Origin of the sequence: Antarctobacter sp., from assembly GCF_048262615.1 — a bacterium.
In the GTDB taxonomy this organism is placed as follows: domain Bacteria; phylum Pseudomonadota; class Alphaproteobacteria; order Rhodobacterales; family Rhodobacteraceae; genus Antarctobacter.
The window spans coordinates 115,934-138,647 of sequence record NZ_JBLXFB010000002.1; the positions used below are offsets into that span (position 1 = coordinate 115,934).

The 22,714-nt window shown below is 64.2% G+C and carries 21 protein-coding genes; 10 read left to right on the forward strand and 11 right to left on the reverse strand.

Annotated features, from left to right (window positions below):
- The first annotated feature begins 63 nt into the window (after window positions 1-63).
- From ACN0S5_RS02665 to ACN0S5_RS02675, 3 genes are all read left to right on the forward strand, one after another.
- Complete coding sequence (locus ACN0S5_RS02665; RefSeq protein ID WP_417205700.1) at window positions 64-1,530, forward strand: NAD-dependent succinate-semialdehyde dehydrogenase; 1,467 nt, start codon at window positions 64-66, stop codon at window positions 1,528-1,530.
- Window positions 1,530-1,892 (forward strand): hypothetical protein, encoded by a 363-nt coding sequence (locus ACN0S5_RS02670; RefSeq protein WP_417205701.1) that lies wholly within the window; start codon window positions 1,530-1,532, stop codon window positions 1,890-1,892. The genes ACN0S5_RS02665 and ACN0S5_RS02670 overlap by 1 nt, the downstream gene beginning before the upstream one ends.
- Window positions 1,893-2,162: 270 nt before the next feature.
- Complete coding sequence (locus ACN0S5_RS02675; protein ID WP_417205703.1) at window positions 2,163-3,365, forward strand: M24 family metallopeptidase; 1,203 nt, start codon at window positions 2,163-2,165, stop codon at window positions 3,363-3,365.
- 79 nt (window positions 3,366-3,444) lie between these two features.
- On the opposite strand, the gene ACN0S5_RS02680 is transcribed toward ACN0S5_RS02675, so the two are convergent.
- Window positions 3,445-3,996, reverse strand: a complete 552-nt coding sequence (locus ACN0S5_RS02680) for a hypothetical protein (RefSeq protein ID WP_417205705.1) — start codon at window positions 3,994-3,996, stop codon at window positions 3,445-3,447.
- A gap of 118 nt (window positions 3,997-4,114) precedes the next feature.
- On the opposite strand from ACN0S5_RS02680, the gene ACN0S5_RS02685 reads away from it, so the two are divergent.
- From ACN0S5_RS02685 to ACN0S5_RS02695, 3 genes are all read left to right on the forward strand, one after another.
- Window positions 4,115-4,447, forward strand: a complete 333-nt coding sequence (locus tag ACN0S5_RS02685; protein WP_417205706.1) for a hypothetical protein — start codon at window positions 4,115-4,117, stop codon at window positions 4,445-4,447.
- A gap of 96 nt (window positions 4,448-4,543) precedes the next feature.
- Window positions 4,544-4,813 (forward strand): hypothetical protein, encoded by a 270-nt coding sequence (locus tag ACN0S5_RS02690; RefSeq protein ID WP_417205708.1) that lies wholly within the window; start codon window positions 4,544-4,546, stop codon window positions 4,811-4,813.
- A 14-nt stretch (window positions 4,814-4,827) separates the two neighbouring features.
- Window positions 4,828-5,442, forward strand: coding sequence for a DUF1523 family protein (locus ACN0S5_RS02695; RefSeq protein WP_417205710.1), 615 nt, complete (start codon window positions 4,828-4,830; stop codon window positions 5,440-5,442).
- A gap of 5 nt (window positions 5,443-5,447) precedes the next feature.
- Here the strand turns inward: ACN0S5_RS02695 and ACN0S5_RS02700 are convergent, their stop codons facing one another.
- The 3 genes from ACN0S5_RS02700 to ACN0S5_RS02710 all read right to left on the reverse strand — a co-directional run bounded on the left by ACN0S5_RS02700 (window position 5,448) and on the right by ACN0S5_RS02710 (window position 10,001).
- Window positions 5,448-6,320, reverse strand: a complete 873-nt coding sequence (locus tag ACN0S5_RS02700) for a dimethyl sulfoxide reductase anchor subunit family protein (protein ID WP_417205712.1) — start codon at window positions 6,318-6,320, stop codon at window positions 5,448-5,450.
- Entirely contained in the window at window positions 6,320-7,069 is a 750-nt protein-coding gene (locus ACN0S5_RS02705; RefSeq protein ID WP_417205714.1) for a 4Fe-4S dicluster domain-containing protein, read from the reverse strand. The genes ACN0S5_RS02700 and ACN0S5_RS02705 overlap by 1 nt, the downstream gene beginning before the upstream one ends.
- Before the next feature lie 118 nt (window positions 7,070-7,187).
- Window positions 7,188-10,001: a molybdopterin oxidoreductase family protein gene (locus ACN0S5_RS02710; RefSeq protein ID WP_417205716.1), complete on the reverse strand. Its 2,814-nt coding sequence runs from the start codon at window positions 9,999-10,001 to the stop codon at window positions 7,188-7,190.
- Window positions 10,002-10,245: 244 nt separating this feature from the next.
- On the opposite strand from ACN0S5_RS02710, the gene ACN0S5_RS02715 reads away from it, so the two are divergent.
- The gene (locus tag ACN0S5_RS02715) at window positions 10,246-11,097 is read left to right on the forward strand and encodes a phosphate acyltransferase (RefSeq protein ID WP_417205717.1); all 852 of its coding nucleotides are present in this window, start codon (window positions 10,246-10,248) and stop codon (window positions 11,095-11,097) included.
- Between the two features lie 4 nt (window positions 11,098-11,101).
- Here the strand turns inward: ACN0S5_RS02715 and ACN0S5_RS02720 are convergent, their stop codons facing one another.
- The 6 genes from ACN0S5_RS02720 to ACN0S5_RS02745 all read right to left on the reverse strand — a co-directional run bounded on the left by ACN0S5_RS02720 (window position 11,102) and on the right by ACN0S5_RS02745 (window position 18,615).
- Window positions 11,102-12,256, reverse strand: a complete 1,155-nt coding sequence (locus tag ACN0S5_RS02720; RefSeq protein WP_417205719.1) for an acetate/propionate family kinase — start codon at window positions 12,254-12,256, stop codon at window positions 11,102-11,104.
- A gap of 3 nt (window positions 12,257-12,259) precedes the next feature.
- On the reverse strand, window positions 12,260-14,053 hold the full coding sequence (xsc, locus tag ACN0S5_RS02725; RefSeq protein ID WP_417205721.1) for a sulfoacetaldehyde acetyltransferase: 1,794 nt from the start codon (window positions 14,051-14,053) through the stop codon (window positions 12,260-12,262).
- 120 nt (window positions 14,054-14,173) lie between these two features.
- Window positions 14,174-15,019: an SHOCT domain-containing protein gene (locus ACN0S5_RS02730; RefSeq protein WP_417205722.1), complete on the reverse strand. Its 846-nt coding sequence runs from the start codon at window positions 15,017-15,019 to the stop codon at window positions 14,174-14,176.
- Window positions 15,020-15,101: 82 nt separating this feature from the next.
- Window positions 15,102-15,755: a hypothetical protein gene (locus ACN0S5_RS02735; protein ID WP_417205724.1), complete on the reverse strand. Its 654-nt coding sequence runs from the start codon at window positions 15,753-15,755 to the stop codon at window positions 15,102-15,104.
- Window positions 15,756-15,855: 100 nt separating this feature from the next.
- The gene (locus ACN0S5_RS02740) at window positions 15,856-17,262 is read right to left on the reverse strand and encodes a selenium-binding protein SBP56-related protein (protein ID WP_417205726.1); all 1,407 of its coding nucleotides are present in this window, start codon (window positions 17,260-17,262) and stop codon (window positions 15,856-15,858) included.
- Window positions 17,263-17,424: 162 nt separating this feature from the next.
- Window positions 17,425-18,615 carry a glycosyltransferase family 4 protein gene (locus tag ACN0S5_RS02745; protein ID WP_417205728.1) on the reverse strand — a complete coding sequence of 397 codons (1,191 nt, stop codon included), beginning with the start codon at window positions 18,613-18,615 and terminating at the stop codon, window positions 17,425-17,427.
- A 210-nt stretch (window positions 18,616-18,825) separates the two neighbouring features.
- Here ACN0S5_RS02745 and ACN0S5_RS02750 point away from each other — a divergent pair, with 210 nt between their 5' ends.
- Genes ACN0S5_RS02750 through ACN0S5_RS02760 form a run of 3 tightly spaced genes read left to right on the forward strand, consistent with a single transcriptional unit; the run spans window position 18,826 to window position 22,054 of the window.
- Window positions 18,826-20,235, forward strand: coding sequence for a hypothetical protein (locus tag ACN0S5_RS02750; RefSeq protein WP_417205730.1), 1,410 nt, complete (start codon window positions 18,826-18,828; stop codon window positions 20,233-20,235).
- A gap of 11 nt (window positions 20,236-20,246) precedes the next feature.
- Window positions 20,247-21,533 carry a glycosyltransferase gene (locus ACN0S5_RS02755; protein WP_417205732.1) on the forward strand — a complete coding sequence of 429 codons (1,287 nt, stop codon included), beginning with the start codon at window positions 20,247-20,249 and terminating at the stop codon, window positions 21,531-21,533.
- A gap of 41 nt (window positions 21,534-21,574) precedes the next feature.
- Complete coding sequence (locus ACN0S5_RS02760; protein WP_417205734.1) at window positions 21,575-22,054, forward strand: GNAT family N-acetyltransferase; 480 nt, start codon at window positions 21,575-21,577, stop codon at window positions 22,052-22,054.
- Between the two features lie 19 nt (window positions 22,055-22,073).
- Here the strand turns inward: ACN0S5_RS02760 and ACN0S5_RS02765 are convergent, their stop codons facing one another.
- A complete protein-coding gene (locus tag ACN0S5_RS02765) occupies window positions 22,074-22,562 on the reverse strand; it encodes a serine O-acetyltransferase (RefSeq protein ID WP_417205736.1) in 489 nt (162 codons plus the stop codon).
- Between the last annotated feature and the right edge of the window lie 152 nt (window positions 22,563-22,714).

The following is a 22,714-nucleotide window of genomic DNA, read 5'->3' on the forward strand; positions in this document are numbered from 1 at the left end:
CCCTATACTTCCATTGCAACGGGTGTTTTGCCTTGGGCAAGACCTGGACGGAGGAATTTTCAAATGCGTGACGATGCGACCAATCTCAAGAGCCTTCTGAAGGATCCCGGCTTGTTGGAGCCGCGGGCCTACGTCAACGGCACATGGCTGAACGGCGATGCCACTTTTGACGTCACCAACCCGGCCCGTGGCGATGTGATCGCCGAGGTCGCGGACCTGAGCCGTGAGGAGGTGGCGCGCGCCGTTGACGCCGCCTATGCCGCGCAAAAGGACTGGGCCAAATGGACCGGCAAGGAGCGCGCCGCCGTCCTGCGCACATGGTTCGAGCTGATGATGGAACATCAGGACGACCTTGCCACCATCATGACCGCCGAACAGGGCAAACCGCTGGCCGAGGCCAAGGGTGAAATCGCCTATGGGGCCAGCTATATCGAATTCTTCGGCGAAGAGGCCAAGCGCATTTACGGTGAGACGATCCCCGGCCACCAGCGCGACAAGCGCATCACCGTCCTGAAGCAGCCCATCGGCGTCGCGGCCAGCATCACGCCGTGGAACTTTCCCAACGCCATGATCACCCGCAAGGCCGCCCCGGCGCTGGCGGCGGGCTGTGCCTTTGTCGGGCGCCCGGCGGCGGAAACCCCGCTGTCGGCGACGGCGCTGGCGGTGCTGGCGGACCGGGCGGGCATCCCGGCGGGGGTGTTCAACATCGTGACCTCGTCACGCTCCTCGGAGGTGGGCAAGGAGTTCTGCGAAAACCCCAAGGTCCGCAAGCTGACCTTCACCGGCTCGACCGAGGTGGGGCGCATCCTGCTGCGTCAGGCCGCGGATCAGGTGATGAAATGCTCGATGGAACTGGGCGGCAACGCGCCCTTTATCGTGTTTGACGACGCCGATCTGGATGCCGCCGTTCAGGGCGCGATCCAGTGCAAGTTCCGCAACAACGGCCAGACCTGCGTCTGCGCCAACCGGATCTACGTGCAGGACGGAATTTATGACGCCTTCGCCGAGAAACTCGCCGCCGCCGTGAGCAAGCTCAAGGTTGGCGACGGACTGGACGCGGGCATCGATCTGGGGCCGCTGATCAATCAGAGCGCTGTCGACAAGGTGCGCGAACATATCGCCGATGTCACCTCGCATGGCGGCACCCTGCTGTGCGGCGGAGAGGTGCAGGAGGGCACCTTTATCACCCCCGCGATCCTGACCGGCGTCACGCAGGACATGAAGGTCGCGCAAGAGGAAACCTTCGGACCGATGGCGCCGCTGTTCCGGTTCAAGGATGAGGACGAGGTGATCGGGATGGCCAATGACACCATCTTTGGCCTTGCGTCCTATTTCTATGCCCGCGACCTCAGCCGCGTCTACAAAGTGGCCGAGGCGCTGGAATACGGCATCGTCGGGGTCAACACCGGCATCATCTCGTCAGAGGTCGCGCCCTTTGGTGGCGTCAAGCAGTCCGGCCTTGGCCGCGAAGGCAGTCACCACGGCATCGAAGACTACCTTGAGATGAAATACATCTGCATGAGCGTGTGATGACCAGCCTCCTCGCGCCCGACAGCGGCCCGTCGCAACACGATCTTGCGGCCTGGCGCGAGGACGCCCGCCGGGGCGAAGGATCGCCCTGGCTCAAGGCGGCGCAGGCCGATGCGCTGGCCCGCTATGCGCTGAAATTCGGCGAAGGCGTCCACATGATGGAGGCCATCGCCCCCCGCTTCCGGGAACCGCCCCGTGACGTGTCCTGGGAAATCCTGGGCGACGATCCCGAAGGCGCCAACTGGGACGACCACCGCGATCCTCAACGGGCCTATGCACTCTTGCAACGGAAACTGGGCTCGGCGCGCCGGGACGGGGCGGTTCTGCACTACAAGATCTGGCTCAGGACAGCAGGCAGCTAGACCCGCCGCCCGGCGACCGACAAATCTTCTCTTCTTTTCAATTTCTTCTGTCTGAAAATATCCCGGGGAGCGCGAGGGGCTGGCCTCTCGCTCCTGAAAACGACACAGGCGCGCCGCTGACAGACTTGCACCCGCGCCCGCATCACGACACTCTGCGCGCGGGCCGGCGATGGCGTCGCCACTATTGTGCCTCCAATTCCGTCCTGAACGCCGGGATCTAACTTTGCCAGCGCGGCGAGGGAAGATTTGCCGCGCCTCAGGAGGATCATCATGGAACGTCCGCAATTCCACCGCTTTCATCAGGGCCAGCGCGTGCTGCCTTTTGCGCCTGAAGAATATGACGCCCGGCTGGGCGGCCTGCGTCAGGCCATGGCGCAATCGGGGCTGGACGCGGTTGTGCTGACCTCGATGCACAACATCGCCTATTACTCCGGTTTTCTCTACTGCGCCTTCGGGCGACCCTATGCCCTCGTCGTGACGCCCACCGGCAGCGTGACGATCAGCGCGGGCATCGACGCCGCGCAGCCGTGGCGGCGCGGGCACGGGGATAACATCACCTACACCGATTGGGAGCGGAACAATTACTGGCGGGCGATTGCCTCTGTCACCGGCCCGGACAAGGCGCTGGGGTATGAGGCCGATCACATGACACTGGCGCAAAAGGCGCTGCTGGACGATTTCCTGCGCCCCACCCGCGCCATCGACGTGGCCCCGGCCACCATGCGCCAGCGGATGCACAAATCCGCCGCCGAGATCGACCTGATCCGCCACGGCGCGCAGGTGGCCGATGTGGGGGGCTATGCGATCCGCGAGGCGATCCGCCCTGGCGCGCGGGAAATCGACGTGGCCATGGCGGGCCGCGACGCGATGGAACTGGAAATCGCCAAACGCTTTCCCGATGCGGAATACCGCGACACATGGGTCTGGTTCCAGTCCGGCATCAACACCGACGGCGCCCATAATCCGGTCACATCACGCCAATTGCAGCGCGGCGATATCCTGAGCCTCAACACCTTCCCGATGATTTCCGGCTATTACACCGCGCTGGAACGCACGCTGTTTGTGCAAGAGGTCGATGACGCCAGCCGCGCCATCTGGGAGGCCAACGTGGCTGCCCATGAATACGGCATGAGCCTGCTGAAACCGGGCGTCTCCTGCGCCGGGGTGACAGAGCAGATCAACACCTTTTTCGCGGAACGTGACCTGCTGCAATATCGCACCTTCGGCTATGGTCACTCCTTCGGCGTGCTGTCGCACTACTACGGGCGGGAGGCCGGTCTGGAACTGCGCGAGGATATCGACACGGTGCTGGAACCGGGCATGGTGATCAGCATGGAACCGATGCTGACGATCCCCGAGGGGCAACCGGGGGCCGGTGGCTACCGCGAACATGACATTCTGGTCATTACCGAAGACGGCAACGAAAACATCACCGGCTACCCCTACGGGCCAGAGTTCAACGTGGTCGGCTAGGTCCGCCACCGTCGGCGCGGGTGGGTGTAGGGTGGGTTTTCAACCCACCGCCACCGGGCGCGCCGACAACCGCCCAACGTTACAGCCCGAAATTCGCCATTTCGGCGAAATCCATCGCCTCCAGCAAGGGGCGCGTCTTGTCCGGGTCGCCTTCGGTCTGGACAAGGATGCGGTTGGCGACCAGCGCCATCATCTGCTTGTCCTGAATGGCGAATTTCTGGCGCTGGATGCGCTCTGTCTTCATGCCCATGACGGCGGCATTGGCGATCATGCCGGACATGCTCATCACCATCGGATTGTCCGCCAACAGGGTGATCTTGACCCGTTCGCCGCCCGCGTCGGTATAAGTCGCTTCTGCGCCGACACCGCCGCCCATCATCGCCAGCCCGGTGTTCATCTCGGTGTTGACCGCGCGGGTCCAGCCGTCGGGGGCCTCGGGCAGATAGCTGCCAAGGCTGGCGGTCTTCATCTCCAGCAGCGCGCGGCGCGCCATGTCCAGCTCATCAAGAGCGTATTGGATGTCGCCATCCCGATAGGCCTTGAGCGCGGAGTCCATCAGGTCGGTTACATCGTCGGCCTGCGCTGGCAGGGCCAGCGTGGACAACATCAGAACGGCTAGAATGCGGGTCACGGAAATCTCCCTGTTTCGAATGTCTGTGGCCATCCTGTCAGACCCATCCGCGTCTAGGCAAGGTCGGGTTTTCCCCGCGCCGTTGCACTGGCGGCCATCAATCCCCATGATTCAGGACATGATCGCAGATCTCCTATTGCCCGCCTTTGGCCTGATGCTGCTGGCCGTCCTTGTGGCCCGCGGGGTCGAGGTCTTGGTGCCGGAAACGCTGGCGGGCCTTGCCATGATGGCGGCGGTCTCGGCGCTGCTGTGCTGGGGACTGGCCTCGGCCGGGTTTGCCCTGCTGTATGTGCAAGAGGACGCGCGGGTTCTGACGCTGCTGGCGGATGCGCCCACCGCCTCTGCGGGGCATTTCCTGCGGCTGGGAGGCCGTGCCGCGCTGATCTGGGCGCCGATCCTGCTGCTGGTGGTCAGCACCGCGCCGCGCCGCTGGAAAACCGCCGTTTGGTGACCTGTCTGCGCCAGTCCGGCACGCGCGGCGGGTCCGGGCGCATTCCCCGTTGATTTTTGCCGCCACCCGTATCACGTCACATACAGGAGGTGGGGCATGTTCGCACTGGCGCGGTTCCTGATCATGGCGGCGGTCGTGCTTACGGTGGTCTATGGATCGCTGTGGTTCTACCTGCGGTCGCGGCGGCGCGATCTGCTGGAAATCGACTGGGCCGCCGACCCGTCCGAGACCCGCAGTCTGGACGATTACGTGCGCGACGGTCTGGAAGACCACGACAAGCGGCGGCATCGGATGCTTGTGCTGCTGGTCTACATCGTGCCTCTTTGCCTTGTGACCCTCATCGTGTATCTGACCAACTTCAACTAAGAGGCGCGGCACGCATGAAATATGTGAAATGGACCCTGATCGTTCTGTTCTGGACGCTTGTGGCGGGGTTTTTGCACTACACGCTGCCGCAACATGACGTGGTGCGGATCACCGATACCTATGAAACCCGCGTGAATCCCGGTGAGAACCGCTGGTTCTGGACACAGGCAGATACCGGCGACGATCCTCTGGCCCCGCGCGACGTGTTCTTTATCCAGACCCGGCGCGCCAACGATTCGATCATGGTCTATCGGAACGAGGACACCGGATGGGGCTGGCCGCCCTATTTCAAGTTCGACACCTCGAACCTGCAAGCCGAGGCGGCGGACCTGCGGTCGACCTCGGACAATCCGAAATGGGCGGTCATCCGGCACTATGGCTGGCGCAACGAATTTATCTCGATCTACCCCAACGCGGTGTCGATCCGCGCGGTGGACGGGCCGGACGTGACAATCATCCCGTGGCTGAACATCATCCTTCTGGGTACGCTTGTGGCGCTGTTCTGGGCGCTGCGGGTACGCTGGCGGCGGTTCTGGTCCAACCGGGTGGACCCGGTGCTGGAATCGGCGGGTGACAAGCTGGATGAGGGCGGCGACCGCATCAAGGGGCTGTTCGGACGGTCGAAATAACCCCGTCAGCGTTTGCCGTAATACAGGCCGACCACATGTTCGGCCTGTGCAAAGAACAGCCAGCGCGACACCAGCACGCCCGCCACATGGGACAGCACCGCGACCACGGCCAGCAGATGCCCGAAGGGCAGCAGCAACAGGATTGCCGGCAGGACCGCCATCAGGACCAGCGCGATCAGGCGCAGCTTTTGCCCGTGCTTGCGCCCGACGACAAAGACCATCTCGCGCAGCAGGTAGTTGGAGCCGGTGTGCGGTGGTTCAAACGCGCGGACCTTGCCGATGTGGCCGAGGCCGGTGGCGGTCTCGATGCTGGTGCCGGAGTCCGCCAACCGCCGGTCGCCCGCCAGCCACCAGCCCGCCTGCGCCAGTGCGGCCAGACCGATCAGCACAAGGCCGGTGGTGACACGCCCCGACACCAGCGCCCCGCCCCCCAGCGCGTAGAGTTGGAACAGCACCGGCGTCGACCAGTGGTGCCAGCGCGGTACGGTCTTGAGCTGGGTATAAATCATCGAGGTTGTGAAAACGGTGGCCAGACAGAGCGCCGCGCCCAGCCAGCCCAAAACGATGATTTGCAGGCCGAAGAACACCAGCAGTGCGGCGTAAATGCCCATGACGGTCAGCGCCGCCAAGGCCATCCACGCCTCACGCGACAGCCAGCTTGACCGCCACTGGGTAAACGCCTTGAGCGCGCGTTCCGGGCGGCCAAGGTGCAGGGCAGAGGCCATCAGCCCACCCACCGCCAGCAGGTAGCCGATGGCGAAAAAGGCAAAAGCGACCCAGCCGGTGGGCGCGGTCGGGTCAATCCCCAGCCAGAACAGCAGGCCTAGCCCGAGACCCGACAAGGTGGTGAAGGCGATGATGGACGGCGCCGGGTGCATCAGAGTTTCTCCAGCGTCTTGTCGATCCAGGCGAGAAAGCCTTTGGGTTCCTCGGCCACGGGTTCGAGGAAGGGGGCCAGCACATCGACCTCTCCCTGCCATGTGTCCTTGGGGCGCGGCGGCAGGTATTTGTTGACGGGCTTGGTGCCCTGTTCGGGCATCAGGTCCATACCGCCGCGTTCGGCGACCAACTGGCTGACGGCGCTGTCGGGGTCGCCCAGATCACCGAAATGCCGCGCGCCCGCCGGGCAGGTGCGCACGCAGGCCGGGGTGCGGTCCACCTCTGGCAGGTTTTCGTTGTAGATGCGGTCGACGCAGAGGGTGCATTTCTTCATGACGCCAGCGGCCAGATCCAGTTCCCGCGCGCCATAGGGGCAGGCCCACGCACATAAACCGCAGCCGATGCAATCGGTCTCATTCACCAAAACGATGCCGTCCTCTGTGCGCTTGTAGCTGGCCCCGGTCGGGCAGACGGTGACGCAGGGCGCGTCCTCACAGTGCAGGCAGGATTTGGGGAAGTGGATCAGTTGGGCGGGGGTATCCTGCGGCTGGACCTCATAGCTGTGGACGCGGTTGAGGAAGGTGCCCGAGGGGTCGGCCCCGTAGGGGTCCTGATCCGACAGGGGCGCGCCGTAGTTTTCGGTGTTCCAGCCTTTGCAGGAGATCACGCAGGCATGACACCCGACGCAGGTATCCAGATCGATCACAAGGCCGAGTTTGCGGTCGGTGGTTTCGGGAAGGTTGGTCATCGCGTGCCCCCGGTGATCCAGCGGAGCCGCTGACGCGGCACAGGTTTTGGTGTGAGGGGGCGCTGCCCCCGTCTCCCTGCGGTCGACTCCCCCGAGATATTTCTGGACAGAAGAAACATCAGGACGGTGTCTTCCATGCCAGTTGGTCCGGGCCTTGGCCGACGGGCGAGGTGAGCGCGTCGAAGGCGGGTTGCGCCTCTGCCGGAGGGGCGGTTTTTTCGATGCGGACGCGCAGGTCGAACCAGGCGGCCTGCCCGGTGACCGGATCGGAATTGGACCACCTGAGCCCGTCGCCTTTGGGTGGCAGCAATTCATGGATAATGTGATTGAGCAGGAAGCCTTTGGTCGCCTCAGGCGCGTCTGGTTTCAGTGCCCATGCGCCTTTGCGTTTGCCGATGGCGTTCCATGTCCAGATCGTGTCGGGGTTGAGGGCGGCCATTTCCGCCACCGGCACGGTGATGGTCCCATGTGGCGAGGTGATGCGCGCCCAGTCGCCGTCTTGCAGGGCGTGGTCGCGCATCAGCCGTGTGGGCAGGTACATCGGGTTGCGCCCGTGCAACTGCCGCAGCCAAGCGTTCTGACCGCCCCAACTGTGGTACATGGCCATCGGGCGCTGGGTGAGCGCGTGGATGGGGTAGCTGTCCGGGTCGTCGGTATCTGGCGCGTACCAGATTGGCAACGGGTCGAGTTTGTGGGCGATTTGCGCGCGCAGGTGTTCCGGGGGCAGGATGTCGCCCTTGCCCTCACCGGCGCGCTGGAACCGGCGCAGGGGTTCGACGTATAGCTGGAAGATATAGGGCGTGGCGGCATCGAAGAGGCCGGTGTGCACCGCCCAGTCCTGATAGGCCATGTTCCACGGTTTGTAATAGCTGGCCTCGGTCGGGATATGGATCGCGTTGAAGCCGCCGTTTGCGATATAGCTGTCGATCTGCGCCGCGTTGGGCGCGCCGCGTCCATGGGTCAGGCCCGTGTCTGACAGGCGCCAGCCTGCAAGGGGGCCGATGCCCGGTTTGCGTTCGTGGTTTATGATGTAGTCGGCGTAGTCGGCATATTTTGGCGCGCCGATCTCATCAACCATGCCGGGCAGGCCAAGCCGCGCGCCGAGGTCCAGCATGACAGACTGAAAGCCGCGCACGTCGCGGTCCGGTTCCACCACCGGCCAGCGGATTGCATCGGCGGCGGCGTCGGGTTCCGAGATCGGGCGGTCCAGCAGCGAGATACAGTCGTGCCGTTCCAGATAAGTGGAATCGGGCAGGATCAGGTCAGCGTAAGCAACCATTTCCGAGGAATAGGCGTCCGAGTAGATGATGTTGGGGATGACGTAATCGCCGTTCTCATCCGTGTCGGTCAGCATCTCCATCACGCCGCTGGAGTTCATTGAGGAATTCCACGCCATGTTCGCCATATAGAGAAACAGCGTGTCGATCTTGTAGGGGTCCCCGGCATGGGCGTTGGAGATCACCATATGCATCAGCCCGTGCGCGGACATGGGGTTTTCCCAAGTAAACGCCTTGTCGATGCGCAGCGGGGTGCCGTCGGCGTCCAACGCCAGATCCTGTGGTCCCTGCGGATAGCCAAGGTGCGGGCCGTTCAGCGGCTTGCCGGGGGTCGCCTTGGCGTGCGGGCGGGGGTGTGCCTCTGCCGGTTTTGGGTAGGGTGGCTTGAAGCGCATCCCGCCCGGCGTTTCGACCGCCCCCAGAAGGATTTGCAGCACATGCAGCGCGCGCGCCGTCTGGAACCCGTTGGCATGGGCCGAGATGCCGCGCATGGCGTGGATCGCCACCGGGCGTCCGATCATCGTCTCATGCCGTTCGCCGCGGAAATCGGTCCAAGGGCGGTCGAGGGTGATTGCCTCGTCAAAGGCGACGCGGGCCAGTTCCGCCGCAAGCGCATGGATGCGGTCGGGCGTCAGGCCGCAGCGGTCTGCCACCGCCTCGGGGGCGTAGTCTTCCGTCAGATAGCGGTCTGCGATCCGGTGCATGACAGAGGTATGGGTGATCCCGGCCCGGCGGATGTGGCCGGTGAGGTCGGGGCGCACACCGGGTGTGTCCCATGCCACCAGCTTGCCCGTCCGGCGGTCGATCACCTGCGGTTTGCCATCCTCATCGCGCAGGAACAGGCCGAAGTCCGGTGATTTCGGATCGCTGTTCAGCAGCACCGGGGCATTGGTGAACTGCGCGAGGTAATCGAGGTCGATCTTGCCCGCCTTCAGCAGGCAGTGGATCAGCGACAGGATCAACAGCCCGTCGGTGCCCGGCGTTATCCCGATCCAGTCGTCCGCGACCGCGTTATAGCCGGAGCGGATCGGATTCACGCCGACGATCTTGGCCCCGCGTTCTTTGAGCCGTCCAATGCCCATCTTGATCGGGTTGCTGTCGTGATCCTCGGCCACGCCGAACAGCAGGAACAGCTTGGCGTGCTCCCAGTCGGGAGAGCCGAACTCCCAGAACGCGCCGCCCATGGTGTAGATGCCCGCCGTGGCCATATTGACCGAGCAAAAGCCGCCGTGCGCGGCAAAGTTCGGCGTGCCGTATGCCTGTGCCCACCAGCCGGTGAAGCTCTGCGATTGGTCGCGTCCAGTGAAGAAGGCCAGCTTTTCCGGGGCGGTTTCGCGCAGCGGTTTCAGCCATGAGACAGCGGTTTCCAGCGCCTCGTCCCAGCTGATTTCCTCAAACTCACCCGATCCGCGCGGTCCGACCCGGCGCAAGGGTGCGCGCAGACGCGAGGGCGCGTTGTGCTGCATGATGCCTGCGCTGCCCTTGGCACAGAGCACACCCTTGTTGATCGGGTGGTCGCGGTTGCCCTCGATATAGGCGACCTTGCCGCCCTTCATGTGCACGTTGATGCCGCAGCGGCAGGCGCACATGTAGCAGGTGGTCTTGCGGATCTCGTCCGACACCTTGGGTGATGTGTCAACCTTAGGCTGCGCCATGTCCGCTCTCATCTCCCCTCTCGCCGGGCACCGGGCTGCCGCGCACCGGATCATACATCATTCGTATATCAATTCCGCCGATCTGCAAGTATCGCCCGATCCGTTTCGGTTTCTGCAAAAAACCAAAGTCATTTTCCCAAATAGGGCGGAAATCCGGGTATTTGGTGCGCCTGCCCGATCTGCTTGATCATTGCCCCATTGGTCCGCCACTCTCTCCCGAACCGGGAGAGGAAGAGGACCGCGCATGGGAATTCTGGAGCGGGTGTATGTACGGGCAAAGGCACGGCGCGCCCGCGTGGTGTTTCCCGAGATGGCAGAGCCGCGCGTGGCAGAGGCCTGTGCACGCCTCAAGGCCGACGGACTGGCCGAGCCGGTCGGGTTGATCGCCCCGACAGAGGCGATGGTTGCCGCGCTGGTCGAGGGGCGCGGCCTGAAAGAACCGGTGGCGCGGCGGATGCTGGAGCGGCCGCTGTACCGCGCCGCCGCCATGGTCGCGGTGGGAGAGGCAGAGGCCATGGTGGCCGGGGCCGACGCGCCCACGCGGCGGGTGATCGAGGCGGCCGCCATCGGCATCGGTCTGGCGGAGGGGGTCACGCTGCCGTCGTCGTTTTTCCTGATGATCCTGCCGGATGGGCGCGAATTGGTCTTTGCCGATTGCGCGGTGAACGTGTCCCCGAATGCTGCCGGGCTGGCCGCCATTGCGCGCGCGTCAGAGACCACGGCCAAGGCGCTACTGGGCCGGGCGCAAGTCGCCTTACTGTCGTTTTCCACCGGCACCAGCGGCGCGGGCGACAGCGTCGACCGGGTGCGCCGGGCGGCAGAGGTCACGGGCTTTGCCGGACCATTGCAGGCGGATGCGGCGTTGAATCCGGTGATTGCCGCAAAAAAGGGGTTGGGCGCGGGGGATGCCAATGTGCTGGTCTTCCCGGACCTCGATTCAGGCAATATCGCGTACAAGTTGACGCAGGAACTGGCCGGGGCGCAGGCGTTGGGGCCGATCCTGCAAGGCTTCCGTCGCCCGGTCTGCGACCTGTCGCGCGGCACCACGGTCGATGATATTGTCGCCGCCACGGCGGTCACGTTGGCGCTGGGCTGAACGGTCATGCCGTGACCACCAGAGCGCGCGCGGCCCGCGCAATCACGCGTTCCTCTTCGGCGGGCAGCACCCAAGCCGTGACTGGCGCGCCGTCGTCGTGCAGGCGCGGGGCGTGCCGCGCGTTTTTTGCCGCGTCGTAGCGCGCACCGGCCCATGCCAGCCCATCGAGAATACCCGCGCGGATCGTGGCCGAGTTCTCGCCAATCCCACCGGTGAAGACGACTGCATCCAGCCCCTGCATCGCGGCGATCAGGCTGCCGGCATGGCGACGCGCCCAATAGATGAAATGGTCGATGGCAAACCGGCTGGCGGGGTCGTCACGGGCCTCTAGCGTGCGCATATCGGATACCCCGCCCGACAGACCCGCCAACCCGGACCCGTGGTCCAGCACGTGCCGCGCACCGTCTATGCCGCGTTCTTCGGCCAGCCGCAGCACCACATTGGGGTCGATGCTGCCGCATCGTGTGCCCATGGTCAGCCCGTCAGTGGGCGAATAGCCCATCGTCGTTGCCACGCTGTGCCCGCCTTGAATGGCGCAGGCCGAGGCCCCGTTGCCAAGGTGAAAGGCCAGCACGCGGTCGGGCAGTTCACCGGCAAGCGTTTCCAGCCGCTCGACCAGACCGGCATAGCTGAGCCCGTGAAACCCGTAGCGTCGCAGGCCGTTGTCGGCCAGTTCCTGCGGCAAGGCATAGCGCAGCGCAACCTCTGGGTTGGTCGCGTGAAATCCGGTGTCGAAACAGGCCACCTGCGGCAGATCGGGGGCCAAGGCGGCCAGCGCATCCATGGCGGCAAGGTGATGAGGATTGTGCAAAGGGGCCAGTGGCGTGCACAGGGCAATCTCGTCCCGGACCTGCGGCGTGATCCGCACCGGCTGTGTCAAGCGCGGACCGCCATGCACGACGCGGTGCCCCACCACGCGCAGGTTGGCCAGCAGCACCCCCTGCGCGTCCAGCGCGCCCAGCAGCGCCGCCAGAGCCGCGCGATGGTCGCAGGCCGCCACCTCCCTGCGCACCGCACCAAGGCGCAACTGAGCCTGCGACCCCAACCCCTCGACCCCGCCGCGCAACACCTCGCGCAGCGTGCCATCAAAGACCGCGCATTTGATCGATGACGACCCGACGTTCAGGACAAGGACGTCACCACTCGTCGGGTCACGCATGGATTATTCCGCAGCCTTTGCAGGCTGTTGCGGAACCATATCAGCGGCATTGATGCCCGCGACAGAGACCGGTTTCTTCATCGCGTCGCGGCGGAACGGTTCACCCAGTTCCTGATTGATCATCGCCTCGATCAGGGTGGTTGTGCCGTGTTCCATCTGGTCCTTGATCGCGGTGTTCAGCGCCTCGGTCAACTCGTCCATCGTGCGCGCAACGACACCTTTCAACCCGCAGGCCTTGGCGATCCCGGCATAGCTGACCTGCTCATCCAGTTCGGTGCCGACAAAGTTGTCGTCGAACCAGAGGGTCGAGTTCCGCTTTTCCGCACCCCACTGGTAGTTGCGGAACACCACTTGCGTGATCGCGGGCCAGTCACCGCGCCCGATGGCGGTCAGTTCGTTTACCGCGATGCCGAATGCGCCGTCCCCGGCAAAGCCCACCACCGGCACATCCGGGCAACCGATCTTGGCCCCGACGATGGACGGCAAGCCATAGCCACAGGGGCCGAACAGGCCGGGCGCAAGGTACTTGCGCCCCTCGTCAAACGACGGATAGGCGTTGCCGATGGCGCAGTTGTTGCCAATGTCGGAACTGATGATCGCCTCGCGTGGCAGCGCGCTCTGGATCGCACGCCATGCCATGCGGGGGCTCATCCAATCCGGTTTGTCGGCGCGGGCGCGCTGGTTCCATGTGGTGCCCGGATCGTCGTCCTCATGGGTCATTTCGGTCAGTTGCTGCGCCCAGCGCGACTTGGTCTCTGAGATTTTCGCCTTGCGTGCTGCGCGGCCCTCGTCACCCGCCGTGTCGGACAGTTGGCCAAGGATGCCGCGCGCCACCTTGGCCGCGTCCCCAACGATCCCGACGCTGACCTTCTTGGTCAGGCCGATGCGGTCGGGGTTGATGTCGACCTGAATGACCTTGGCGTTCGCGGGCCAGTACTCCATGCCATAGCCCGGCAGCGTCGAGAACGGGTTGAGGCGGGTGCCAAGGGCCAGCACCACGTCGGCGTCCTTGATCAACTCCATCGCCGCCTTGGAGCCGTTGTAACCCAGCGGCCCGGCAAACAGCGGGTGCCCGCCGGGAAAGGCGTCATTGTGCTGGTAACCGACGCAGACCGGCGCATCCAGCCGTTCGGCCAGCGCCATCGATGCGGCGATCCCGCCCGCCGACAGCACCACGCCCGCGCCGTTCAGGATCACCGGGTTCTTTGCGTCGGACAGCAGCGCCGCCGCCTGCGCGACAGAGTTCTCACCGCCGGAGGAGCGTTCAAAGTCGATCGGCTCGGGGATTTCGATGTCGATCACCTGCGTCCAGAAATCGCGGGGGATGTTCAACTGCGCCGGACCGCTGGCGCGCTTGGCCTGTGCGATCACGCGGGTCAGCACCTCGGCCACGCGGGTCGGGTCACGGACCTCTTCCTGATAGGCGACCATGTCCTCGAACAGTTTCATCTGCTCGACCTCTTGGAAACCGCCCTGCCCGATGGTCTTGTTCGCGGCCTGCGGCGTGACCAACAGCAGCGGCGTATGGTTCCAGAAGGCGGTTTTGACGGCGGTGACGAAATTGGTGATACCGGGGCCGTTCTGGGCGATCATCATCGACATCTTGCCGGTGGCGCGGGTGTAGCCGTCGGACATCATCCCGGCGCTGCCCTCATGGGCGCAGTCCCAGAACTTGATCCCCGCCTGCGGAAACAGATCGGAAATCGGCATCATGGCAGAGCCGATGATCCCGAACGCATGTTCGATCCCGTGGCGCTGCAGCACCTTCACAAAGGCTTCTTCGGTGGTCATTCTCATAGGCCGCGTTCCCCAAGCAAAGGCGCCGGCCATCAGCGCCGACGGTTTTGGGGCAATCTACCGGCGGCATACGCCGCCGGATAGGGCCAGTTGAAAGGGCCGGTTAAGGCCAGGGCGGGTTTACAGCCGCGACAGCAGTTCGGACTTCTTAGCCGCGAACTCATCCTCGCTGAGAATGCCCATGTCCCGCAGGCTGCCCAGCTTTTCCAGCGCGGCAAAAATCTGGTCCGAATTTCCGCCCTGCTGCGCCGGGGCCGGGCTTTGCTCCACCCGCATCGGCTCTGGCTGCTGGATGGGCTCCGGTTCGACAAAGGTCGGTTCGGGCTGGGTGGTGAACGATGGCTCGGGCGTTGATGCACCAGAGTTTTGCCCGGAAACTATCGGCAACTGGTTCAGGTAGACGGTGCCAAACTGGCTGGTAAAGGTCCAGCTGGCGTCACCCGATTGTTGCTGACCCACGCCACCGATCAGGTGATCGCCGGTGTCATAAACCGTGACCTGACCGTTCAGGTTCACGGCCAGACGCCGCGACTGCGGAAAAATCGCGTAGCTGAGGTTGTTCTGCGAGCCTTGCGAAGACGGCTGACCCAGATCGGACGGCCACCACGAACCAAAGCTGCCACCGGAGAAGGTCATCGACGCGCCGCCCTGCTGCTGGCCCTGCCAATTGCCCTGCGGCTGGGGTTTAGGCGCGTAAAACGAACCCTGAAAATAGGCGTTGGCGATCTCGCCACACAGGTTGTTGACGGTGTTTTTCAGCCCGTTGTTGAACATGTCGCCGACCATGGTCATGCCACCGGACTGCCATTGCCCCATGCCGCCCAGTTCGGGAATGTTGAACTGCGCCTGCGAACCGCCGCCGCGCGACACGGCGTCCATCATGGATTGAACGGCGTCAGGGCTGAGGCCATAGTTCTGGCTCAGGCGGGATTGCACGGCAGCGCCGTGGTCAGTGAGGGGGGACATGTCGGGCTCCGGCCGATTCTCGGCATCAAAAGGGTTCGCTGCGCCGTAGCATGACCACGGTGAAAGGGCCACCCGCGCCCATCTACAGCGCCGTCCAGACCCCGATTCCGCCGACAAGGACCAGACTGACCGCCCAGAGAACGTCCAGATTGAACCAGCCGCGGGTCAGGAACTTCAGCCCGACCCAGTGGTAAATCGCCAGCGCCAACACCCCGCCCGCGACGGCCATCGCCGCTGTATGTGCCAACGCCACGGCCAGCGCGGTGCCCGCGTGCGTGGCCATCAACTCGGTCGCGGCCACATGTCCGGCGTCCATCGTGTCCAGATCACACAGACCCAGATAGATCGGCACCAGCATCAGCCCCGCGCCATGCGCCAGCGCCGCCAGAAACGACCAAAGCGCCAGCCGCCCCGGCGGAACGCGGGCCAGCATCCGGGGATGCCGCCGGTTGATCAGCAGATAGACGCCCATCGCCATGACCAGAAGCCCCGCACCGATGCGGATCTCACGTTCCCACGTCACCAGCGACACCATCGCCGTGAACGGCAGCAGGATCGCGGCCATCGCCACAAAATGCCCCGCCGCCAACAGGCCCAGCGCCCGCCACAACGCTGTTGGCTTGCGCTCCATCAGTGCGGCGGACACCGCCAGCGGCCAGCCCATCCCCGGATTCACCCCGTGATAGACCCCGGCCAGCAGCACCGCCCCCCACAGCGCGAGGTCCGGGGGGATCATGTCCGGTATCCCGGAGTGTCCGCGCCCCGTGCCTGACCCGAGGCTTTGTGCCAGCGACAAGAAGGCCCCGGCTCAGGCCCGGGGCGCGTGTCTTTTCTGCTCAAACGTTGGGATAGCAGAAACTGTCGGTCGAACAGTCGCCGCCTTCCAGCCGGATCTGGTGGCTGCGATAGCCCTTGGGGAAGTCGACGCAGAAGTTTTCGTCCAGCGTCAGCCCGCCGTTTTCCCCCACATGCGCCATGACCATCGCCGCGCCACGGTCTCCGGGATAGAACTGGTCGTCCCATGTGGAATACAGCGAGTTGGTCCAGTACACGCGTTTGCCGTCGCGGCTGATCTCGACCATTTGCGGACCATAGCCAAAGGGCTTGCCGCTGGGATGCGGGGTCTTGCGGACGATGCCGCCAATCTCGACCTTGCCGGCCAATTTGGGGTTCATCGGGTCCGACACATCGTATTGGTGCATTTCCCCCTGTCCCCAGCACGCGACATAGAGGAACCGGTCGTCCAGACTCAGGTCGATGTCCGTCACCAGTGCAGGCACCGCGCCGAACCCCTTCAGCAGATCGGGCAAATCGTCGGCATCCGCAGGCTGCGGGTCGATGGTGATGGTTTTCTTGGCCTCAAAGGTGCCATCGTCCTTTTGCCACCATGTAAAGATCGCGCCTTGCAGGTTGGTGGTGTCCACCACCACGCCGCAAAAGCCGTGTTTCTTGGCCGGATCATGGGCGGGGCGGATTTCCAGCGCCATCTGGTGATTTTCACCCAGGTCGATGGTCTGCACGTTCTTGCGCTGGCGCAGGTTCCAGAAGTGGATCGAATGGCCGTATTTGTTGGACAACAGGTCCTCGGCGACGATGCCGTTTTCGAACTGCGGCGGCAGGCCCCATTCGCTGCTGACCATGTAGTCGCGCGGCAGGTTCCACCAGAAATCATAGTGCTTGTCCTGCTTGCCGCGATCCATCTCATAGCGGCCGAGGATCTCGAAGGTCTCGCAGTCGAGGATGAAGATGCCCGGAGGGCCGTCGGTGCCGTCCTTGCCGCCGCCGCCCAGAGTGCTGACATAAATCCCCTCGGGGCCGCAGTGGATCGTGTGCGGGCGCGAATAGCCGGTCTTGGCAAAAACCTCTTCGGGTTCGATGATCTTGTGGATCTTGGCCTTCAGCGGCTCCTTGACGTCGATGATGTAGATCCGGCTGGACCGGATGCCGGGAATGATCAGATAGCGCCGTTCCAGAAAGGCGTGACCGGTCAGCGGCGACAGCGCCGAGGAACAGGCGTTCCAGCCGAAGTGGTGAAACTCATCCCCCTTGTAGGGCATCATCAGGGTATGGAGAATCTGGCCGTAACTGTCCGAGGACGGGTCCACGTCGACAACCGCCAGCCCATCGGGCTGTGAGAAGTCGGGACTGAGCATCAGCGTAAAGGCCAGCGTTTCGACCGGGGCCTCCATCGCCATTTTTGCTGTCGGATGGAATGTCGGGTCGGGTTTGAAAGATTGATTCATCTCGTTTCTCCTCCCAGAAAAAAACGAATTGCCGCCAAGGGCCGAATTTGCAGAACGGATTTGTGCGAACACAGCATCAGTAGGCACGGGCATTTCCGCTCCGTCAACCGCAGACTGCGACGCCGCGTCGCAGCATGCAGGACAACGCCGACGGCGCTGTTTTCAGGCGGCCGAGGCCGACAGCCCCGCGCGCTTATGCGCAACCGCATCGCGCAGCAAACCGGCGGTTGTCCGCCCCCAGGCGTCCCAGTTCAGGCGCGTCTCAAATTCCTCACGTGCGGACTGGCTGAGGCGGGCATAGGCCTCCGGGTTGTCGAGATAGTGGAGGATTGTCTGCGCAAAGTCGGTCGCTTTGGCCCCGAGCGGCAAGGCATGTCCGGTGAGTCCATCGCGGACCGGCACGCCGCCGACCCGCAGGCAGAGCGCGGGCAACCCGTACGCCGCCGCCTCGCAGAAGGCGAAACCGTAGGATTCGAACGAAGGCATCACCATGAAATGCGCCTCTGCCAGAGCGGCATCGAACAGCGCCAGTTCGGCGGGCACCGCCTTGTTCAGATGCGGATGCACGGTGACATATGCATTGCGATGACACTCGGGCGGCTGACAGCCGATCACCGTCAACCGGGCGTCCACGCCTTGCGCGCGCAGGGCCATCATCGTGTCAAACGCCTCTGGCCCGCCCTTGGCGAACCAGTCCCGCCCGATCACCAGCAGGCGGACCGGCGCGCCGCGCCGCAGCGCGGTCGGCATGGGCGGCGGCGGGGCCGCGATATTCGCCCCCCAAGGCACCAGATGGCTGCGCCCCGCATCAATGCCATAGCGCGCGTCCACCGCGTCTTTCAGCCAGAGCGACGGCCACAACAACAGGTCCGCCTGCGCCAGCGCCGCCCGCTCTCGTCGCTCGACCCAATTGTCCAGCAGGTGGCCCAATGCAAAGCGCCGCTTGTGCGCCTGCCCCACCTCCGACAGGCGATAGACGGTCTGCGTCGCGTCCGAGGTAAAGGCCGTGACCATGGTGCCGGGCGTTTGCACCCCGGCCAGCGCATGCAACGCATAGGCCCCGAACAGGACATCGTACCCGCCGCGCCGCAGCTCTGCCTCGACCTTGCGGGTGATCACCCCGCGCAGCGCGTAATGTGCCCGCCACCGCGCCCGCAGGTTGACCGCCTCTGGCATCGCTTGGATCAACCGCCGAACAGGTTCGGCCAGCGCCCAGGTCTGCGGCAGGATCGTCACTTCACCCGCGTGTCGGCGCAGCGCGTCAAAGATCCGCGCGTTGCCGCCAGAGTACAGGGTCCGGTCCAGCGGGGACATGTCACACAGATAGGCAATGCGAAGCGGTTCCAGACTCATTCCTTCTCCCGGTTGTTCGGGTTTGCCCCGACATGGTAACACAAACCGGCAATTTTGCGGCCAAGCCTCGACCTTTCCGGGTTAACGTCCTCCGGTAGCGCGCCGCCACCGATTTCACGGTTTTGCTGCAATGCAGCCGCGACTTTGCCATTGCCGATTGATAGGACAAACGGACCCGGCGCCCCCGCGCGCCCCAAACGCAAAGCGACCATGCCCAACCAGATCGCCTTCCTTGCACTGGCGGCAAGCCCGATCTTCGTGGCCGTGATGATGTCGCGGCTGTCGGTGGAGCGTGCCTTCATCTGGTCGATGATGCTGTGCTATCTGTTCCTGCCCGAACCGCCCGCCGTCTTTGATTTTCCGATGATGCCGCCGCTGGACAAGCACAATATCCCGGCGCTGATGGTCTTTGCCATACTCATGACGCGGCGCGCGCCCACTGGCTCTTTGCTGCCGGATTCCGTTCTGGGCAAGGTCCTTGTGCTGACCTTTGTCTTTTCGCCGATCATGACGGTGATCAACAATGGTGAGCCGGTCTTTTTCGGCCTCGTCGGCCTGCCCGCGCTGGGTCTGAAGGATGCGGCAGCCCTGGTGCTGGAACAATTCCTACAGGTCCTGCCGTTCCTGCTGGCGCGCCAGCACCTTGCCACCGGCGGCGCGCAGAAAGAGCTTTTGCGCGCGCTGATGATCGGCGGGCTGGTCTACGCCCCCCTCATGATGATCGAGATCCGGCTGTCACCGCAGCTGAACAACTGGGTCTACGGTTATTTTCAGCACTACTTTGCCCAGACAATCCGCTTTGGCGGTTATCGCCCGATCGTGTTTTTGTACCACGGCATCTGGGTCGCCTTTTTCTTGATGACTTCTGTCGTCTCGGCCTATGCGCTCTGGCGCTGGCACAAGGGCGGCGGCCGGATCAAGCTGCTGGGCGCGGCGCTCTTTCTCACGCTGATCCTTGTCTTGGCCAAATCACTGGGATCTTTGATCTTTGTGGTGCTTCTGGTGCCGCTGGTGGTGGTGATGACTCCACGCACGCAGGTGCGCATCGCGGTGTTGATCGGCGCGGTGGCGCTGGCCTATCCGCTGCTCAAGGGGGCCGATCTGGTGCCGCAGGAACGGATGCTGGAACAAGCCGCCAAGATCGACCCGGACCGCGCCGGGTCCCTGCGCTTTCGCTTTCAGAACGAGGACAGGCTGCTGGAGCGGGCCTATATCAAGCCGGTCTTCGGCTGGGGCAGCTGGGGGCGCAACCACATCCTTGACCCCTATAGCGGCGCCATCCTGACCGTGACGGACGGGTTCTGGATCATCTCCATCGGCACCTATGGCTGGATCGGGTTTCTTGCCCAGTTCGGAACCCTGCTGTTGCCTCTGGCCTTGATCTGGCGGGCGATGGGGCACCACCGAAACGACGCGATTTCCCCGTTTGTCGGGCCGATGTCCCTGCTGCTGGCCATCAACGTCAGCGACATGATCCCCAATGCCACGCTGACCCCGCTCACATGGCTGCTGGCCGGGGCGCTGACCGGCTATGCCGAGAAACTCCGTCAGGCCGCGCCGACCCGTCGCCATGGCCATGCCACCCACACCGCCGGGGTTCGGCGGCGCACGGTGATGTAGAAAGGCTGTTCATGACCCAAAGGCTTCGCGTGCTTCTGGTGGCGGATGAGTGCAACCCCGAATGGCCGTCCCTGCCCATCGTCGGCTACAAATACGCGCTGGAAATCGCCAAGCTGGCGGATGTGACCGTCGCCACCCATGTGCGCAACCGCGAGAACATCGAAAAGGCCGCGCCGGGCATCCCCTTTGTCTATATCGACAACGAATGGATCGCCTCGCCGATGTACCGGCTGGCCCGGTTGATCCGGGGCGGCGATGAGGTCGGATGGTCGACCTCGATGATCTTCAACTATCTGCCTTATCTGGCCTTCGAACACGGGGTCTGGCGGCAGTTTCGCAACCCGCTGACGTCGGGCGGGTTTGACATCGTGCACCGGATCACGCCGATGTCGCCGACGCTGCCCAGTTGGCTGGCGCACAAGGTGCCGCAGCCCTTTGTGATCGGGCCGCTGAACGGCAACCTTGACTGGCCGCGCGCCTTTGCCGCCGAACAGGCGCGCGAAAAGGAAGGGTTGCGCAAGCTGCGCAATTTCTACCGCTATCTGCCCTATGCCCGCAGCACCTATGATGACGCCGCCGCCGTGCTCTGCGCCTTTTCCCACACCCGCGCCGACCTGCCGAGGGTCGAGGACGCGCGCATCGTCTCCTTTCCCGAGATCGGGTTTGACCCGGCCATCTTTCATGCAAAAGGGACCGCCCCGGCGGGCAGTCGTGGCGAGGGGCGGTTGAACTTTCTCTACGCCGGTCGCCTTGTTCCCTACAAACTGCCCGAATTGCCGCTGCGCGCCTTTGCGGCCTCGGACACCCTGCGCCGCCATCACCTGCACATCGCGGGCGACGGACCGGAACGCCCAAGGATGGAGGCGTTGATCGCCGAACACGGGTTACAGGATTGCGTGACGATGCACGGTCGCAAATCGCAGGCCGAGGTCGCCGAGATGATGCGCGCCTCTGACGCCTTTGTCTTTCCCTCGATCCGCGAACTGGGCGCGGGCGTGGTGATCGAGGCGATGGCCTGCGGCTGTCAGGTCATCGTCGCCAACTACGGGGCACCGGGGGATCTGGCCGCCGAAGGACGCGGCGCGCGGGTCGACATGGCGAGGTTCGACGCCATGGTCGAAGGTTTCCGCCTCGAGATGGAGGCCTGCGTCGAGACACCGGCCAACGTGGCCCAAACCGCCGCACGGGCAAAGACCTATGCCGACGACTATTTCCCATGGGCGCGCAAAGGCGAAAAGACGCTTGCCGTGTATGGCGCGCTGCTCTCTGGCGCGCCGCTGACCGGGTTGGGCTATTGACGGCGTTCACGACGGCACGCCTTACGGTTCGCCCGTGGGAGATGGCTCTGGACAACGCCGACACACGCGGCGCGCTGGAGGCGCATCTCAAATCGCTGTTGACGCCCGCTGTGCTGGAACACCTGCCGCCTGGCTTTGGCCCGGAATGCGGCCCGCAGGGCATGGCCCAATGGATCGACGTTCGCCGCGAAAAGGCGCAGGTCAGCCTAATAGAACAAGACGCGGAGCTGATCGGCCTCCTCTTTCTCTTTGCACCCGAAGGCGAAGAGGCGCGGCACCTTGGCTACTTGCTGGGTGAGGCGTATTGGGGACAGGGCTATGCCTCTGAACTGGTCCAGGGCCTCGTCGCACATTTGCGCACCGGCCCGCCGCTATCTCTGCACGCCGGTGTGACGGTCGATAACCCGGCTTCAGCCCGCGTGTTGTTCAAGGCCGGTTTCAGCGAAGATCAGCCGGACACGCAGGACGGCATGCGCAGGTTCACGCTTGCGCCATACAAAGGTGTCCACCCCAAGTGCTGATGCGCCCCGGACTTCGAATTCACCCGCCCGAAATCACCCGCGCCGGAACCCCGGCCACGGTGGCCCCGGCGGGCACATCCCGCGTCACAACCGCATTGGCACCGATCACCGCATGGTCACCCACCGTCAGCGGCCCGATCAGCTTGGCCCCCGCGCCAATGTCCACATGCCCGCCCAGCACCACCGGCCCGGCCAATGTGACCTGATGAAAGATCATGCAGTTCACGCCGATCTTCGCGTCCGGATGTACGATGATCCCGGTCGGATGGGTCAGCCGCAGCCCGCCGCCGATGTCGGTCGTCAGGTGCAGTTCGCTCTGGCACATCAGCGACCAGAACCAATGGTTCAGCACCCAGTAGCGCGCCATGATCCGGCCCGGCACCCCGCGCGCCCGGCACGCCTGATAGCGACGCACCGCTCGGATCATCTTTTTGCCCGGTTCCCAGAAACGCTCGACCCGCTCCCGCGACCAGTCTGGCACCTGTGCCGATATGCCCGTTTCCGCCATGTCCGCACCAAAGCCTGTGATCTGCCATATTCCTGCCCTGAAATGCGGTATCCTAAGGGATATGGCAACACTCTGAGCGCAGACTGCCCCACGGCAGACCGCCGGACATCTCCGGAGAACCCGGAAGGACAGAAATGACGCTCGCGCCCGAC